Origin of the sequence: Pseudoalteromonas shioyasakiensis (assembly GCF_001550135.1) — a bacterium.
Lineage (GTDB): Bacteria > Pseudomonadota > Gammaproteobacteria > Enterobacterales > Alteromonadaceae > Pseudoalteromonas > Pseudoalteromonas shioyasakiensis.
Genome location: NZ_LRUE01000024.1, coordinates 376341 through 393852 on the forward strand (window position 1 = coordinate 376341; position 17512 = coordinate 393852).

The 17512-nt window shown below is 43.0% G+C and carries 14 protein-coding genes; 8 read left to right on the forward strand and 6 right to left on the reverse strand.

The features are described 5' to 3' along the window. Positions 1-433 precede the first annotated feature (433 nt). From PASHI_RS20685 to map, 6 genes are all read right to left on the reverse strand, one after another. Positions 434-1510 (reverse strand): efflux RND transporter periplasmic adaptor subunit, encoded by a 1077-nt coding sequence (locus PASHI_RS20685; protein WP_062566979.1) that lies wholly within the window; start codon positions 1508-1510, stop codon positions 434-436. 11 nt (positions 1511-1521) lie between these two features. Then, positions 1522-4632 carry an efflux RND transporter permease subunit gene (locus tag PASHI_RS20690; protein WP_062566879.1) on the reverse strand — a complete coding sequence of 1037 codons (3111 nt, stop codon included), beginning with the start codon at positions 4630-4632 and terminating at the stop codon, positions 1522-1524. Between the two features lie 192 nt (positions 4633-4824). Then, positions 4825-5223 (reverse strand): hypothetical protein, encoded by a 399-nt coding sequence (locus PASHI_RS20695; RefSeq protein ID WP_156426510.1) that lies wholly within the window; start codon positions 5221-5223, stop codon positions 4825-4827. A 179-nt stretch (positions 5224-5402) separates the two neighbouring features. Next, entirely contained in the window at positions 5403-6230 is an 828-nt protein-coding gene (gene dapD / locus PASHI_RS20700) for a 2,3,4,5-tetrahydropyridine-2,6-dicarboxylate N-succinyltransferase (protein ID WP_054553126.1), read from the reverse strand. A 9-nt stretch (positions 6231-6239) separates the two neighbouring features. After that, a complete protein-coding gene (glnD, locus tag PASHI_RS20705; RefSeq protein WP_062566881.1) occupies positions 6240-8858 on the reverse strand; it encodes a [protein-PII] uridylyltransferase in 2619 nt (872 codons plus the stop codon). 12 nt (positions 8859-8870) lie between these two features. Then, a complete protein-coding gene (gene map / locus PASHI_RS20710; protein WP_258536709.1) occupies positions 8871-9680 on the reverse strand; it encodes a type I methionyl aminopeptidase in 810 nt (269 codons plus the stop codon). Between the two features lie 247 nt (positions 9681-9927). On the opposite strand from map, the gene rpsB reads away from it, so the two are divergent. From rpsB to rseP, 8 genes are all read left to right on the forward strand, one after another. Continuing rightward, the gene (gene rpsB, locus PASHI_RS20715; RefSeq protein ID WP_054562046.1) at positions 9928-10656 is read left to right on the forward strand and encodes a 30S ribosomal protein S2; all 729 of its coding nucleotides are present in this window, start codon (positions 9928-9930) and stop codon (positions 10654-10656) included. A gap of 103 nt (positions 10657-10759) precedes the next feature. Then, a complete protein-coding gene (tsf, locus tag PASHI_RS20720) occupies positions 10760-11611 on the forward strand; it encodes a translation elongation factor Ts (RefSeq protein ID WP_062566883.1) in 852 nt (283 codons plus the stop codon). 151 nt (positions 11612-11762) lie between these two features. After that, positions 11763-12512 (forward strand): UMP kinase, encoded by a 750-nt coding sequence (pyrH, locus tag PASHI_RS20725; RefSeq protein WP_054553317.1) that lies wholly within the window; start codon positions 11763-11765, stop codon positions 12510-12512. A gap of 14 nt (positions 12513-12526) precedes the next feature. Continuing rightward, positions 12527-13084 (forward strand): ribosome recycling factor, encoded by a 558-nt coding sequence (gene frr, locus PASHI_RS20730; protein WP_054553121.1) that lies wholly within the window; start codon positions 12527-12529, stop codon positions 13082-13084. A 104-nt stretch (positions 13085-13188) separates the two neighbouring features. Beyond that, on the forward strand, positions 13189-13968 hold the full coding sequence (locus PASHI_RS20735; protein ID WP_054553120.1) for an isoprenyl transferase: 780 nt from the start codon (positions 13189-13191) through the stop codon (positions 13966-13968). A 22-nt stretch (positions 13969-13990) separates the two neighbouring features. Further along, positions 13991-14857, forward strand: a complete 867-nt coding sequence (locus PASHI_RS20740) for a phosphatidate cytidylyltransferase (protein WP_054553119.1) — start codon at positions 13991-13993, stop codon at positions 14855-14857. Beyond that, the gene (gene ispC / locus PASHI_RS20745) at positions 14854-16053 is read left to right on the forward strand and encodes a 1-deoxy-D-xylulose-5-phosphate reductoisomerase (protein WP_062566884.1); all 1200 of its coding nucleotides are present in this window, start codon (positions 14854-14856) and stop codon (positions 16051-16053) included. Before PASHI_RS20740 ends, ispC begins: the two co-directional genes overlap by 4 nt. A 1-nt stretch (position 16054) precedes the next feature. After that, positions 16055-17407 (forward strand): sigma E protease regulator RseP, encoded by a 1353-nt coding sequence (gene rseP / locus PASHI_RS20750; RefSeq protein WP_062566885.1) that lies wholly within the window; start codon positions 16055-16057, stop codon positions 17405-17407. Positions 17408-17512 lie beyond the last annotated feature (105 nt).

Below are 17512 nucleotides of genomic sequence, written 5' to 3' on the forward strand. Positions count from 1 at the left end.
TTGTTAAATTAGTTATATTTATTGGATTAATCTTATTGTTTAATTTTACCTTTATTAGGTTTGAGAAAAAGAAAAGTGATAAAGGGTCAACTAAATAGGTCGCCTCTTATAATTCAATTCCATTAAATCTAAAGTGTTGTTTACAAAATTATCGTCATAACGTTTACCAAATTATTTATCATAAAATTTGGCAGGGTTATGACGGTTTTTCCCACGCTTTTATCGAACGATTTTTTAGTCAGGCCAAATTTCCACTATACGTTATCTCTTACCCGGTCATAACATTTACCAAAAAAATAAAGGGGTCTTGTCTTGCTTTTTGCTTCCTAGAAAGTCAAAAGCAAGCGCAACTCTTAATAATCATTACTACCCTTTATTAGAACTGCCAGCTCTTAAAATATTTGATAGCTGGCAGTCATCTCAAGCCTAACAGTTATTGCTTTACCTGAACTTCGACTTCTTGCCCGGTTTGTAGTTGCTCGGCGCCGCGTACTGCCACTTTATCGCCCGCATTTAAAGCGATGTTAGAAGTCGGAGTGACTTCAACAAGTTTATCTTTGCCATTACCTACTTTTACGGGAATTTGCAGGGCTTTGTTGTCGTTGTCGATTTTGACGATATGGGTGCCTTTTTTGCGTAAAATCAGCGCATCGCGATTCACCAGTAGTACATCTCCTTTGCTTTTTAGTGGCACGGCTACATCAACCAGTTGGCCAATTGCCCATGTTTGCTCGGCATCATTTGCTAGTAGGGCACGTACTTCTACGGTTTGTGAACGCGGATCGGTTGATGGGATCACCGCTGTTATGGTGGCTGTTGTCATATCAGGGGCTGATAAGTCGCCGGCTTGAATTGGTAACTCTATGCCTTTGTGTAAAAACTTTAAGTATTTAACAGGTACATACAAACGCACTTCTAAGTTATTAATATCGAGCAGAGTGACCAGTTCATCTGCGCGATTTATTTCGCGACCAGCGCGTTTAAAACGCTCGCTGATCACGCCATCAAATGGGGCGCGCACGGTTGCACGCGAAAGTTGATCGTCTATCACTTTTAATTCAACCTTAGCCAGTGCGATATCAGATAACGCAAGGTCATGCTTATTTTGCATATCATCGACTTGGCTTGCTGCAGCACTACTGGCTTTGGCGAGTTTTTGTAAACGAGCGAGCTCTTGTTGATATAAGCGTAGGTTTATTTTGGCGCGGTTGAGCATTTCTTGCTGGCGTGCTTTTTCAAGTTCAAGCGGTAAGGTGTCCATACGAACTAGGGTGTCGCCACTTTTCACCAGAGTACCTGGCTCAACAACATATAATAAACGCCCGCTAACGCCTGCTGTTAGGGTTACATCGTCTTTGCCATACAAAGTGCCGCTTACTTCAATTTCGCTTGTCAGTGGAGCTTGTGTGACGGTTTCTACCGTAACCGGCACGACTGCAAAGGCGTTAAATGCGATAAGACTGAATAGCGCACAAAAGCGAGCGGTTAATTTACGAAAAGGTGTGTTCATTGTTTTAATACTCATTGATTCGATACCAAGCTTAAAGGCATTTTTTCTGGTTGCTGTTTGTTATTAACAGGCGGCAGTTGTCTGCCAAGTTGCAATAAACTTGGCATTAATATCAGGGTGAATAGGGCGCTAATAGCCATGCCGCCGACAATCACAGTGGCAAGGCCACGGTAAATTTCTGATCCGACCCCCGGCATTAGCATCAGTGGCAGCATGCCAAATAAGCTGGTTAAGGTACTTAAGTAAACGGGTCTTGCGCGCAGTAGCACTGCTTGGCGAACAGCGTCTTCTCGGCTGAGCCCTGCGGCCATCGCGACACGGGTTTGATCAACCAATAAAATGGCATTATTTACCACCAGACCCAGCAAGATAATAAAGCCAATCATGGTCAGTAAGTCGAGCGATTGAAAGGTAAATAAGTTAAGTACAAATAAAGCCAGTACACCGCCTGCAATTGCCAGTGGCATAACCAGTAAAACTAACGCGCTGTCTTTGGCTGACTTAAACAATGCGGTCATTAGCAAGAATAAAATAAACAGAGCCAAGATAAAGTTGATTGTCATTTCTTGCATGGCCGAATTCATCTTTTGTGCGTTACCCGCCAAAATCGCGCCAGAGCTGTCAGGCAAGCTTGCACGAACTTTTGGCATAACTTGCTCAGAGAGAATAGTTTGCGCTTGTTGCAAGCTCATGTCTGCTGGTGGCGTGACAACAATACTCACGGTACGGCGGCCATTAACACGTCTAAGCTGTGTTGGGCCTACGGTGCGCTCAATATTGGCAAGCTCACCTAAGGTTTGAATACCTGATTGCGGGGTCACAATAGGCAGTGCTTTAAGCTCCTCTGGAGTTTGCCACGGTATACCGCGCAAAATCACGTTCATGCGTTCGTTGCCATCAAAGTATTCATTAACAAATAACCCACCTGTATAGGCTTGCACTGCTTGAGATACATCACGACGAGTTAGCCCTGCTTGGGTTATACGGCGGTCATTGGGTGTGAGCCTAAGTTCTGGCTCTGCCATATCGAGTCGTGGTTGTGGCCTTGCGGTGGCATTCGGCATTGCTTCAGTAACAGCTTGCAGCGCCACATTAGCACCGGCTATTAGCTCGTCCATATTCGGACCCGTTAAATCGATATTGATATTGCGACCATCACCGCCATTAGCAACTTGGATCATCGACCCTCTAAAGAAAAATACTTGGGTGTCGGGCAAATCAATGAAGATCTCTTCTCGGGCTACCTTCATTAGTTCTTCAACACGTTGCGGATCGGCAGAATAAATAAAACCGCCAGCGTTCGAACCAAAAGCATAAAAGTTAAAATCTTTAATTCCCGGCTCTTTTTCACCTGTGTAATAAGGCATTAAACGCTTTTTAATACGCATCAGCAGCTCTTCTTCCATAAACTGCACATTGCCGCCAGGCGGGGTATTTAAGTTAAAGAAAAAGCCATCGGTTGGTGCGCGCGGCATAAAATCAGTTTTCGGGAGCATGGTCATGGTCGCGACGAGTGAGCCACCCAATAACGACACTATCCATACTATTTGTTTAACGCGGGTATTGGTAAGCGCCATGATGAAGTTAGTTAGCTTATGCCAATATTTACTATAAGGATCCGCTTTTAGCTCTTTGTCTGGCCAAAAGTGGTTAGCTAACGGAATAAGTGTAATTGCGCAAATCATAGAGGCAATAACTGCAATGGATAAGGTAAGCGCCAAGTCCGAGAATAACTGCCCCTCAATACCTGCCATAAATAAAATTGGCAAGAAGATAGCAACGCTGGTGGTGGTTGAGGCAAATAAAGCGCCTGTTACTTGAGCTGCGCCTTTTAGCGCGGCTTTTTTAGTATCAAAGCCTTCGCTTCTGAGCCTTGCGATGTTTTCTTGCACTATGATGGCGGCATCAAGTACTAAGCCAACAGCAAAGGCAAGGCCTGCCAGTGAAATAACATTTAAACTGCGATCAAAAATATTCAACGTTAAAAACGCGACTAACAAAGAGACAGGAATTGTCGCTGCAATCACAAACGTGGCCTTTAAGCCTCTAAAGAACAGCCACAAGATTAAACACGACAGCAGAACACCTAGGCCTAAGTTACTTTTTACCAACGACAAAGCATTACGAATATGCACAGAGGCATCAAAACTTAATTCAATCGATAAGCCATTCTCAGCCAGCGGCCCTTCGTTTAGCTCTTTAATGGCAAGGTTAATTTCGTCGAGTAGGGCAACGGTATTGGCTTCGTTAGCGCGCGAAATACGAATGTAATACGCGGGTTTACCATTTCGACCACTCATCCCTAAACGGTCAGAAAAAGTGCGCTCTACACTTGCGATATCGCCAAGGTAAATGGGTCTATCGCCTGAATAACCAACGCGCATTTGTGCCATGCTCGATAAATCATATTGCCCAGTAAAGCGTACGGTATATTGACGACGGCCAACATTGGCAAGGCCACCAGAGGTATCGCGTGAGCTGGCTAATACGTTACTGATTTGGTCAAGGCTGACGCCAAGTGCGGCGGCTTTGTGAGGGTCAAAGGTGATACGTAATTCTTTTGGTCGCTCACTGGCTAAATCAACGCGGGCAACACCAGGAATACGTGCCAAACGGGGCTCAACAAATTCATCGATTTGTTTTTGGAACTGCGCCATGTCTAAATCAAGGCTGTCGCTATTAAAATCTTTCGGGGTGACCAGTAACGTTGCTGCGGCTTCCCCATTATTACCGCCAGCAAATACAACAGGATCAAATGCATCTAACGGCAGGGGCGGCGCTTGGTTAAGGCTAGTTAACACATCAAGCATAGCCTGTTGCATGTTTTGCCCAACAGCAAAAGTCAACGTGATAGAGCCATTACCACGGTTAATGTAAGTATTAACCTCTAAGGCACCCGGGGTGTTTTTTACTGCGTTCTCGAGCGGCTCAATGATCACCGATTCAATCTCTTCAGGTGCAGCTTGGCGCCAGCCAGAGAAAATAGTGATCTGCGGTTGCTCAATATCTGGTGTGAGCTGAATTGGCAGCTTAAAAATGCTCAACATGCCAAACAACATAATCAACACCAAGATGACAATAACACTCGCAGGGTTTTTCAGCGAACTACGTGTCAGATTCATTGTGTGTGTTCCAAAATCAGTTTGTGTGCATTGTAGTGCGATGTAAAAAAAGTGCCAGTGAGGTAAATGAAATGTGTTTCAGAAGTAACGCTGAATAGCCGTAATTAAGCGATAAAGTGTGTATTTGAAATAAGATGTAACAATTTAGCTGAGGAGCTTTAAGTTAAAAGCATTAAGTAATAGCGCCTGAAACTAGGGAGTAGTATCTTTTCGGCTAAGGGAAGCCACATTTTGCTCAAACACACGTTTTACTTCTGCACTGTAGTGATTGTGGTCGTTAATGGTGATAAATGGGTTCGTAAAACTAACATCACAGAAAACCGTATAACATTGGATTGTAACTGCAACTCGATCTGGGGTTGCAAGGCCATCTAAGGTTGTTTGCAATGCTTCAAAAACATAATCTTTATTAACGTGCGATGTTAAAGCAACTTCAAGTTCTTTAACTTCTATGCGATGTGAATTCATATCAGTTACAAAAAATTCGTATAGGTAACTACGTGATACAAACAGCAAGATTGCCACAAGATAGAATAACCCTGTGTAATAAAATAACTCCGTGTGGGTAAAACTCCGAAAAGACTTAAACATTTTTACTATTATTTTTGTTTGTTTTTTATACTAAAACATATTTGTGAGTATATCTCAACAAACTAGCTAAAAATCATTGCATTACAGATAATAAAAAAGCGCGAAACTAGTTAGCATCGCGCTTCTTATCTCAAACTTAAGCTGACGGCTGACAGCTGACGGCTTAAAGCTCCGCTTTATTATTCATCAATCGAGCGAAGTAGGGCATTAATACCTACTTTTTCGCGAGTTTGCTGATCCACTTTTTTCACGATGATGGCAGCATATAGGCTGTGCGAACCATCTTTTGACGGTAAAGAACCAGGAACAACAACCGCACCAGCTGGTACTCGGCCGTAATGGATTTCGCCAGTTTCACGGTCATAGATACGTGTGCTTTGGCTGATGTAAACACCCATCGAGATAACGGCGCCTTCTTCAACTACAACACCTTCAACAATTTCAGAACGTGCGCCAATGAAGCAGTTGTCTTCAATAATAGTTGGGTTAGCTTGTAGTGGCTCAAGCACACCACCAATGCCTACACCGCCAGATAAGTGAACGTTTTTACCAATTTGTGCACATGAGCCAACCGTTGCCCATGTATCAACCATGGTACCTTCATCAACGTAGGCGCCAATGTTGACATAAGATGGCATAAGCACCACGTTTTTACCTACGAAGCTGCCTTTACGTGCCACAGCATTAGGCACAACACGCATGCCGCCTTGTTGGAATTGCTCTGGTGTATAGTCGCTAAATTTAAGTGGTACTTTGTCGTAAAACTGATTAACACCATCGCTCATTGGTTGGTTATCACGAATACGGAAAGACAGTAGCACCGCTTTTTTTAACCATTGATGTACAACCCACTCACCACTGATTTTTTCAGCAACACGTGCAGCGCCGCTATCAAGTAATTCAAGCGCGTCGATAATAGCTTGTTTTACTTCACTTGATACCGTGCTTGGGCTGATGCTATCGCGGTTGTCCCAGGCGTTTTCGATCATGGTTTTTAAATCTGACATAAGATCCTCTTATTCGGTTTCTGCGTTGAGTTTTTTACGCAATGCTTGATGAATTTTAGCCTGCTCTTCGTCTGTTAATGCTTGGTATTCGTTATTTGATACCACGAAGAAATCTTCTGCACGCTCACCAACTGTGGTGATCCGTGCGGCATGAATATGTAATAAGTGCGCTTGAAATACTTCCGCAATTTTTGTTAATAGACCCGGAATATCCACCGCTTGAATTTCAATTAAGCTGCGGTCTTTACGGGCATGCGGTCTAAGCACAATTTTTGGTTTGATATTAAAGTCTTTGAAGCGCTGAGAGCGATTCTTTTTAAGGCGAATTTTCTTTTTCGGGTCGCTAATTGCAAGATCTAAAGCACGTTTAATGCCTTGCGAACGGTTACTCGCAATCGGGTCACCATTGACCTCTAAAATAACAAAGCTAAATAGCACGTAGCCATCTTTTGTGGTCAGTACCTGCGCATGTTGAATCTGTGCTTTTTTCGAACCAATCACACTAACTAAACGTGAGAATAAACTGCCCGAGTAAGGGCTATAAGCAAATACTTGTGTACCACCATGCATTGCGGTGTTAGACACGGCAACGCTAGGCTGGCTTAAATCGTCACAGCTTAGTAAGTGCTCTGTGTGCCACGAAATCTGTTGCTCGCTAAAAGCAGTAAAATAATTGGCTTTAAAGCGACTCCAAATTAAGTCGATTTGATCTTCGTTACAACCGTGGTTCAGTAAGCGCTGTTTGGCTTGCTGTTTTTTATCACGTATTTGATCACGTTGGTCCATTGGATTTTCAAGCCCTAAACGAAGCGCGCGCTGGGTGTGTAAATACAGCTCACGTAGTAGGGTATTTTTCCAATCGTTCCACAGGTTATCGTTAGTTGCGCGAATATCGGCCAAGGTTAAGCAGTATAAGTAGTCAAGCTGGCGCTCATTTTTCACCTTACTTGCAAAGTCTTTAATTACATCTGGGTCATTAATATCTTTACGCTGCGCTGTAACCGACATAAGTAAGTGATTAGCCACTAACCACGAAATAAGCTTGCCATCTGAGGCTGGGAAGCGGTGTAGCTTAGCAAACGCAATTGCATCAACTGAACCAAGCTCAGAGTGATCGCCACCACGGCCTTTAGCAATATCGTGGAAAATACCGGCTAAATAAAGTAACTCAGGCTTATCCATACGAGTGACAATTTCACTACATAACGGAAATTCGCTGACTTTTGATTTATCAAAGTACTTATAAATATTGTTGATGAGTTTATGGGTATGTTCATCCACAGTGTAGGCATGGAATAAATCGAACTGCATTTGGCCAAAAATATTACGCCACTGTGGTAAGTAGGCAGCAATAATGCCGTGCTTGTGCATCAGCGTAAATGCGCGGCCCATACCGTTAGGGTGTTTGATTAAACGCAAAAATGCTTCGCGACAGGCGGCGTAATCTTGTAAATCACCCAATAAACGACGGCGAACTTGGCGCATTGTACGTATGGTACTTGGGTAAATATGGGTGATCTCTGGGTTATCAGCAATATGCTCGAACAACACAAATAGCTGATCACGGCGGAAGAACACCGACGGATTCTTAACACGAATTTGATGACCAATACGCTCAAAGTTACGGTCAAGCTCAATCACAGGTAACTCACCAGCACCCGGTAAAATGCTTTGCTCAAAGTATGAAAGCAGCATTTGGTTAAGCTCACGTACGCGGCTCATGATCCTAAATAAGCGTTTCATCATGCGCTCGACCGAGGCTTTACCGTCACTACCAAAGCCGAGAATTTCTGCGGCATGAGGTTGATGATCGAACAATAAGCGGTTTTCAGAGCGACCCGCAGCGATGTGCAGCGCAAAACGAATGTTCCAGAGGTTTTCTAAACATTCAGACAGCTCTTGGTATTCTTCGTGAGTAAGATAGCCGTGATTTATAAGTTCTTGTAATGTTTCGGCTCTAAAGTGCTTTTTAGCAACCCAAATAATGGTCTGTAAGTCGCGCAGGCCACCTGGGTTTTCTTTGATATTCGGCTCAAGGTTATAAGCCGTACCATGGCATTTTTTATGGCGTAAACTTTGTTCTTGTACTTTTGCCAAAAAGAATTCGTCTGAGCGCCAAATAGGCGTATCTATTAAATGATTTTTTAATTTTTCGAATTCGATATGGTTACCGAAAATTAATCGGCTTTCGAGTAAGCTGGTGGCAAATGTCACATCTTCGCGTTTTTGTTCTAATGCTTGTTCTATAGTGCGAACGCTGTGACCAATTTCTAAATTAAGATCCCAAAGCATGGTAACGAACTGACCAATTTTTTCGCACACGGCTTCGCTTGGCTGCTCGCTTACTAGCAACATAAAGTCGATATCGGAATAGGGGTGTAGTTCGCCACGACCATAACCACCCACAGCAATCAGGGCAAGATCACTTTCGTGAGCAAGGTCGTAATCGTGAAACAGTTTAATTAATAAGCGGTCGATAAACTCAGCGCGGGCATTAATTAAGTTGCTAACGGGTTGTTTTGAGAATTCGTTCTGTAGCCATTTATAAAAATAACTAGAACAATCGCGATAATCGCTAAGTTGCTCAGCTTGGCTGAGCAACTTTTTTACTTTATTGGGTAATGCCACTGGGGCTGGCTCCTAGTGTTCGATGATCCTGTCAATAGTATCATCTGATCGGAGCGTTAAAATTTCAACACCATTTTCAGTCACTAACAGTGTATGTTCCCACTGCGCAGACAATGAACGGTCCTTTGTTACGACAGTCCAGTTGTCTTTAAGTAGCTTACATTGGCGTTTACCAGCATTAACCATAGGCTCGATTGTTAAGCACATACCTGCTTTTAATACTTCGCCAGTACCTGCTTTACCATAGTGCATTACTTGAGGTTCTTCGTGGAACTCAGCACCAATGCCGTGACCACAATATTCACGAACGATAGAATAGCTAAAGCTTTCTGCGTATTTTTGGATTGCAGCACCAATATCACCTAAGCGTACGCCTGGTTTAACCATTTTAATTGCAAGGTATAGGCTTTCTTGTGTGATATCAGCAAGACGCTTGCCTTGAATGTTAGGCGTACCAACGTGGAACATCTTAGATGTATCACCGTGATAGCCATCTTTGATCACAGTCACGTCGATATTTACGCTATCGCCTTCTTTAAGTGGTTTGTCATTTGGAATACCGTGACAAATTACATGGTTCACTGAGGTGCAAATTGATTTTGGGAAACCGTGATAATTAAGCGGTGCTGGAATAGCATCTTGAACATTAACAATATAATCATGACAAATTGTATTTAGTTCATCTGTGGTTACACCTGGCACCACATGCGGTTCTATCATTTCTAGTACCTCGGCGGCTAAGCGCCCGGCAACACGCATTTTTTCGATTTCTTCAGGGGTCTTGATCACAGCACTCATTGAGGCTCCAAAGTTGTTTTTCAGGTCAGTTTTTAGTGCACAAATTTTGCACTAGACGTTGAGTTTTCAATTTTAATATGGTATAAAGCGCGCCGTCTTTTTACAAATAAATTCTTAACTGATTTTTTGTATTTAAGGCAAACACAATTTTATTTTAACACACACACGTATCGTCACATACACTTGGGTGCACTTAAGTTACAAATTAACTGCGGTGTTGGTGCTATGGGATATGTGGAGGCCTAACCCTAAATTATAGAGGATTATACAAATGGCAAACGTTTCAATGCGCGATATGCTTCAAGCTGGTGTTCACTTTGGTCACCAGGCACGTTACTGGAACCCTAAGATGAAGCCTTTCATCTTCGGCGCTCGTAACCGTGTTCATATCATCAACCTAGAGCAAACTGTACCAATGTTCAACGAAGCACTTAAGTTCTTATCGAACGCAGCTTCTAACAAAGGTAAAGTACTTTTCGTTGGTACTAAGCGCGCAGCAAGCGAAGCAGTTAAAGAAGCAGCGATCCAAAGCGAGCAGTTCTACGTAAACCACCGTTGGTTAGGTGGTATGTTGACTAACTGGAAAACAGTTCGTCAATCAATCAAGCGTCTTAAAGACCTTGAAGCGCAAAGCCAAGACGGTACTTTCGAGAAATTAACTAAGAAAGAAGCGTTAATGCTTACTCGTGAAATGGAAAAGCTTGAAAAGAGCCTTGGTGGTATCAAAGACATGGGCGGTCTTCCAGACGCGCTTTTCGTTATCGATGCAGACCACGAGCACATCGCTATCCGTGAAGCTAACAACCTAGGTATCCCAGTTGTTGCTATCGTTGATACTAACTCTAACCCAGACGGTGTTGATTACATCGTACCTGGTAACGACGATGCGATCCGTGCTATCCAACTTTACACTGGCGCTGTATCAGCTGCGATCACTGAAGGTCGTGAGAACAACATCGTTGCTCAAGCTGAGAAAGACGACTTCGTAGAAGCTGAGTAATTAGCTGTCATCAAGTCTTCATCTAATTAAGATGAAGACTTGTTATTCTTGTTAAGCGGCCTATACCGCTTCCCTATAACAGAATTCAATTGAGGATATTCTAATGGCTGTAACTGCTGCCCTAGTTAAAGAATTACGCGAGCGTACTGGCGCTGGCATGATGGATTGTAAAAAAGCGTTAACTGAAACTAACGGTGACATCGAGTTAGCGATCGAAAACATGCGTAAGAGCGGTGCTGCAAAGGCTGCTAAAAAAGCAGGTAACATCGCTGCTGAAGGTACAATCTTAATCAAAGAAGGTAACGGTTTCGCTGCACTTCTTGAAGTTAACTGTCAAACTGACTTCGTTGCTAAAGACGCTAACTTCCTTGGTTTCGCTAACCAAGTTCTTGACGCTGCTGCAGAATCTAAAGCAGACATCGAAGCACTTAAAGCACAATTCGAAGAAACTCGTGTTGCTCTAGTTGCTAAAATCGGTGAAAACATCAACGTTCGTCGCGTTGAGTACATCGACGGTGACAAGCTTTCTTCTTACCGCCACGGCGACCGTATCGGTGTTGTTGTAGTTGGTGAAGCTGACGAAGAAACACTTAAGCAAGTTGCTATGCACGTAGCTGCGTCTAAGCCTGAGTTCGTAAACCCAGAAGACGTACCAGCTGACGTTGTTGAAAAAGAAAAAGCAGTTCAAATCGATATCGCGATGAACGAAGGCAAGCCTGCTGAAATCGCTGAGAAAATGGTTATCGGTCGTATGAAGAAATTCACTGGTGAGATCTCTCTTACTGGTCAAGCTTTCATCATGGAACCTAAAAAATCAGTTGGCGAAATTCTTAAAGAGAAAGGCGCAACTGTTTCTAACTTCATCCGTTTAGAAGTTGGTGAAGGTATCGAGCGTAAAGAAGAAGACTTCGCTGCTGAAGTAGCTGCTCAAATCGCTGCTGCAAAAGGCGAGTAATTTTCTAACTTAGTGACGTAGGGCAATAAGATGAAATTAATCTGCTATTAGCTTTTGCGTCACTGATGAAAATTCTTTAAAATAACCGCGTTTTATGTGTAACCATAGCGCGGTTATTTTTTATCTCATTACTAAGGCTGGCCCAAATATTATGACTATCAATCGTAAACCTATTTTTAGACGTGTTCTTCTTAAACTTAGCGGTGAAGCATTAATGGGAGACGAAGGCTTCGGCATCGACCCAAAAGTACTTGACCGTATGGCTCAAGAAATTAAAGAACTTGTAGAGCTCGACGTAGAAGTAGGTTTAGTTATCGGTGGCGGTAACTTCTTGCGTGGTGGTTCATTAGCAGAAGCGGGTATGAACCGCGTAGTTGGCGACCACATGGGTATGCTTGCGACTGTAATGAATGGCTTAGCAATGCGTGATGCACTGCACCGTGCATTTGTAAATTGTCGTTTAATGTCTGCTATCCCACTGAACGGTGTGTGTGATGCTTACAACTGGGCAGAAGCTATCAGCCTATTAAAATCTGGCCGCGTTGTAATTTTCTCAGCGGGTACAGGTAACCCATTCTTCACGACTGACTCAGCAGCGTGTTTACGTGGTATTGAAATTGAAGCAGATACTGTAATCAAAGCGACTAAAGTGGATGGTGTTTACTCTGATGATCCAGTGAAAAACCCAGACGCTACACTATATCGCCACTTAAGCTACAATGAAATCATTGATAAAGAGCTTAAGGTTATGGATTTAGCTGCATTTACGCTGGCGCGCGACCACAACATGCCATTAAGCGTATTTAACATGAATAAATCAGGCGCGCTTAAGCGTGTTATTATGGGCGAAGATGAAGGAACGCTTATCTCTTCACAAGCCTCAGATGAAACTAGCAAATAGATTAGGATTGAACCGTGATTAACGATATCAAAAAAGATGCGTCAGAACGTATGCAAAAAAGTGTTGCGGCACTAGGCAGTCAATTATCTAAAATTCGCACAGGCCGTGCGCACCCAGCATTACTTGACGGTATTCAAGTGTCTTACTACGGTGCTGACACGCCATTAAACCAAGTTGCTAACGTAACAATTGAAGACTCTCGTACACTTGCAATTAGCGTGTTCGATAAGTCACTAGCGCAAGCAGTAGAAAAAGCGATCATGGCTTCAGATTTAGGTTTAAACCCAATGTCTGCAGGTACTGTTATTCGTGTTCCACTTCCTCCACTTACAGAAGAGCGTCGTAAAGACCTTATCAAAATCGTACGTGGCGAAGTTGAAAGCGGTCGTGTTGCTGTACGTAACATCCGTCGTGACGCAAATGGTGACATTAAGAGCTTATTGAAAGAAAAAGACATTTCTGAAGATGAAGCACGTCAAGCAGAAGACGAGATCCAAAAGCTTACTGATAAGTTCATCAAAGAGATGGACGCACAACTAGCTGCAAAAGAAGCTGAGTTAATGGAAATCTAATCGCTGCTGTTTATCTTTCAGACACTGATTCTGTAAGTAAACAGGCGTAACTAAATTTATTAGTTTTGAAACGCCGTCTAGGGTATACTAGACGGCGTTTTTTTATGGAATACTCGATATTTATGGTTCTTAACGCTGATAAAATTTCCCAGCAAAGTTTGCCTAAGCATGTCGCTATAATCATGGATGGCAACGGACGTTGGGCACAAGCGAAAAATCGCCCACGTGTTTATGGGCACAAAAAGGGCGTTGATGCGGTTCGTCAATCAGTGCAATTTTGTACTCGCTTAGGTATACAGTCGTTAACACTATTCGCATTTAGTAGCGAAAATTGGCGACGTCCAGAAGACGAAGTAAATACGCTCATGGAGCTATTTTTATTCGTACTGGGCAAAGAAGTTAAAAAACTTCATAAAAATAATGTAAAGCTAAACATAATTGGTGATTTATCACGCTTTTCAGAAGGTTTGCGCAATAAAGTTGATGCAGCCCATGAATTAACTCGTAATAATACGGGTCTACAGTTAAACGTGGCAGCTAATTATGGTGGACGTTGGGATATTACTAACGCTGCAACAACGCTTGCGAAAAAGGTCGCAGCCGGTGAAATGGCCGCAGAAGATATTACTGAAGAGCTAATGGCTGAACAAATGAGTATGGCCGACCAAGGTGAGCTTGATTTAATGATCCGCACCGGTGGAGATTTACGCATCAGTAACTTCCTTTTATGGCAAGCGGCTTATGCTGAGCTTTACTTTACCGATACGCTTTGGCCAGACTTCAATGAAGCTGCATTTGCTGACGCTATCGCATGTTACGTTGCCAGAGAGCGACGATTTGGTTGTACAGGCGAACAAATAAAACAATTACTCGCCGAGACCTAATTACTAGTTGAAGGTACACACATTGCTAAAACAACGAATTTTAACCTCGCTCGTGTTGGCACCACTTGCACTTATTTTGGTTTTTTATACCCCATTAACACTATTTAGTTATATCGCCGCTGGTATTGTTTTGCTCGGTGCGTGGGAATGGTCTGCATTTATGGGCCTATGCGATAAAGTTAAACGCTTTGGATTTGTAGCCGCAACGGCTGCATTTTTGGCATTACTGAACTGGCATTGGCCCATTGAATCACTTTGGCAAAATGGTCAATTAGTGGGTGATGCAAACTACCTATTTACCTTATCATTTGCATGGTGGATTGTGGCAACTTACTTAGTTTGGCGCTACCCAGCTATGGCAAAGGCTTGGAATGAAGGCATTGTAATGCGTGCCATTGCTGGCTTTTTAACGTTAGTGCCACTTTGGCTTGCACTAAATACACTACGTAGCGCAGGGTATGGCGAATCTACTCACTTTGGCTCAATGCTTATCTTGGTTGTACTTGGTATCGTTTGGAGCGCAGATATTGGTGCTTACTTTACTGGTAAAAACTTAGGTAAACGTAAACTAATGCCAAAGGTAAGTCCTAATAAAACGATTGAAGGTTTATTAGGTGGTGTAGTGGCTTCGGTTGTTTTTGTTTTAGCATTTTGCCATTTCACTAATGTTGATATGAGTGTTTGGCCAATCTATGCCGTGATGACTGCATTTATCGCGTTGTTCTCAGCGGTAGGCGATTTACTCGAAAGTATGTTTAAACGTGAAGTTGGCTTGAAAGACAGCGGTTCATGTTTACCAGGTCATGGCGGTATTTTAGACCGTATCGATAGCTTAACTGCAGCTGCGCCAATTTTTGTACTTTGCTACGCATGGACACTGAGTTTATGAGCAAAGTAGAGCAACTTGTTGTACTGGGCGCAACTGGTTCAATCGGTTTAAGCACCTTAGATGTTGTTTCTAGAAACCCGGAGCGCTTTGCGGTTTTTGCATTAGCGGCGGGTAAAAATGCCGAGCAAATGGCTGAGTTGTGTATCGCACATCAGCCTAAGTTTGCAGTTATGGCTGATCAACAAGCCGCTAGCGCGCTTTCGACTTTACTCGCTAAAAGCTCATGCAGCACACAGGTGCTAGCAGGTGTTGATGCGATGTGTGAGCTTGCTGCACATACAGATGTTGATGTAGTGATGTCGGCGATAGTAGGTGCAGCAGGTCTGTTACCGACTTTAAGTGCAGTTGAAGCTGGCAAAAAAGTGTTGCTAGCGAATAAAGAGTCGCTAGTTATGTCGGGTCAGTTGTTTATTGATAAAGTCAAACAACATGGCGCCACTTTACTGCCTATCGACAGCGAACATAATGCGATTTTCCAATGTATGCCAGCATCATTACAGAATGCATCAGGCCTACTTGCTGATAATGGTGTAAGCAAAATCTTGCTTACAGGTTCTGGCGGTCCTTTCTTAAAGCGTGATTTAGCGACATTACCATCAGTGACTGTTGCTGAGGCAGTGGCACATCCAAACTGGTCAATGGGACAAAAGATTTCTGTTGATTCAGCGACTATGATGAATAAAGGCCTAGAGTTTATAGAAGCCAAGTGGCTGTTTAACTGCTGTGCCAGTGATATTGAAGTGGTGATCCACCCACAAAGTATTATTCACTCTATGGTGCAATATCAAGATGGCTCAGTGCTTGCGCAAATGGGTAATCCAGATATGCGCACACCAATTGCTCATGCTTTAGCTTTTCCTGAGCGTGTCGATGCGGGTGTCAAACCGCTCGATTTTTCACAAATGGCAGATTTTACTTTCACTAAACCAGATTATGCTCGTTACCCTAATTTAAAACTTGCCATTGATGCGTGTGAAATGGGGCAAGGTGCAACCACCACAGTAAATGCGGCGAATGAAATAGCGGTTGCAGCATTTCTAAATGGTCAAATCGGCTTTACAGATATTTATCGAATTAACGCTGAAACGCTCAATGCAACACAAAACATCAACGTGCAAACTCTCGACGAGATTTTAGCTTGCGACCAAGCTGCACGTGTAAAAGCGACTGAGTTTGTAAAAAGAGGCATCAACTAGCATGTTTGATTTTTTCTGGAATCTTGGCTCATTTATTCTTGCTCTGGGTATTTTAGTGACTGTGCATGAATATGGTCATTTCTGGGTTGCGCGAAAAGCCGGCGTGAAAGTGCTACGTTTTTCAATTGGCTTTGGTAAGCCGTTGATCAAGTGGTACGACAAACACCAAACCGAATATGTAATTGCAGCAATCCCACTAGGTGGTTATGTCAAAATGCTTGATGAGCGTGTTGACGAAGTGCCGCCAGAGCAGCGCCATTTATCATTTAATGCTAAATCAGTAAAAGCACGCATTGCGATTGTGGCTGCAGGCCCGATGGCAAACTTTTTATTTGCCATTTTTGCCCTTGCTGTAATGTATATGGTGGGTGTTCAGTCATTAAAACCTGTGGTGGGTGAGGTGACTCAAGGCAGCCGTGCCGCAGCTGCTAATATTGAGCCAAACCAGCAAATTATTAAAATTGGTGAGGACGATATCAATACTTGGCAAGATGCCACATTCTCGCTAATGAGCCGCTTAGGTGAGCAAAGTGTTGTGGTAACGCTTCGCGATCAGAATTATCAAAAGCATGTGCGTACTCTTAACTTAGATGGTTGGAAATTAGATCAACAAGACGTACCACCATTAACCTCTATAGGCATTGTGCCATTTCGTCCTAAAGCACTTTTAGAAGTGGCGATGATCAGCAAAGGCTCGGCGGCAGAAGCTGCAGGCTTACAGGTTAACGACAAAATTCTTGCTGTAAATGGTGAAAATATCAGCAGTTGGACCCAGTTAGTTTCACTAATTCAGCAATCACCTAACAAATCCTTACAATTTAGTGTACAAAGGCAAGATAGTATAAAAGAGCTGTCAGTGACGCCACAAAGCAGAACCAATGATGCCGGCGTTGCTCAGGGCTTTTTAGGTGTGTCTCCGGTGGTTGAGCCATGGCCAGAAAACTATATTGAAACTAGACATTATGGCCCTGTCGATAGTATTGTGCTGGGCATACAAGAAACATGGCGTTTAATTACCCTTAGTTTTGACATGATTGGTAATTTAATTACCGGTCAGGTGTCGGTTAAAAATTTAAGTGGCCCGGTGGGCATTGCAGTTGGCGCGGGAACTAGCGTAAGCTATGGCTTGGTTGCATTTTTAAGCTTTTTAGCATTAATTAGTGTAAACCTTGGCGTATTTAACTTATTACCGCTGCCAGTGCTAGATGGTGGGCACTTAATGTATTACATAATTGAACTTTTTCGCAAAAAGCCGGTCTCTGAAAAGACGCAAGAATTTGGTTTTAAAGTGGGGGCCTTGCTGCTTCTGTTTTTAACATGTTTCGCTTTGTTCAATGATGTATCGCGTTTATAACAAGTAAGCGAAAAATTCCAATTTGAACACGATTGTAAAACACCGCAAAAGTTAAATTTATAAGGTGTTGAGCGGTAATACAGTTGTAAAGGATAAAGATAACAA

What these genes read in the sequence shown, in the direction of transcription:
- dapD (WP_054553126.1), bottom strand. Translation starts at nt 6,230, where the DNA reads ATGTCAGATTTAAAAACCATGATCGAAAACGCCTGGGACAACCGCGAT.
- tsf (WP_062566883.1), top strand. Translation starts at nt 10,760, where the DNA reads ATGGCTGTAACTGCTGCCCTAGTTAAAGAATTACGCGAGCGTACTGGC.
- PASHI_RS20735 (WP_054553120.1), top strand. Translation starts at nt 13,189, where the DNA reads ATGGAATACTCGATATTTATGGTTCTTAACGCTGATAAAATTTCCCAG.
- pyrH (WP_054553317.1), top strand. Translation starts at nt 11,763, where the DNA reads ATGACTATCAATCGTAAACCTATTTTTAGACGTGTTCTTCTTAAACTT.
- ispC (WP_062566884.1), top strand. Translation starts at nt 14,854, where the DNA reads ATGAGCAAAGTAGAGCAACTTGTTGTACTGGGCGCAACTGGTTCAATC.
- PASHI_RS20685 (WP_062566979.1), bottom strand. Translation starts at nt 1,510, where the DNA reads ATGAACACACCTTTTCGTAAATTAACCGCTCGCTTTTGTGCGCTATTC.
- PASHI_RS20690 (WP_062566879.1), bottom strand. Translation starts at nt 4,632, where the DNA reads ATGAATCTGACACGTAGTTCGCTGAAAAACCCTGCGAGTGTTATTGTC.
- PASHI_RS20695 (WP_156426510.1), bottom strand. Translation starts at nt 5,223, where the DNA reads ATGTTTAAGTCTTTTCGGAGTTTTACCCACACGGAGTTATTTTATTAC.
- rseP (WP_062566885.1), top strand. Translation starts at nt 16,055, where the DNA reads ATGTTTGATTTTTTCTGGAATCTTGGCTCATTTATTCTTGCTCTGGGT.
- rpsB (WP_054562046.1), top strand. Translation starts at nt 9,928, where the DNA reads ATGGCAAACGTTTCAATGCGCGATATGCTTCAAGCTGGTGTTCACTTT.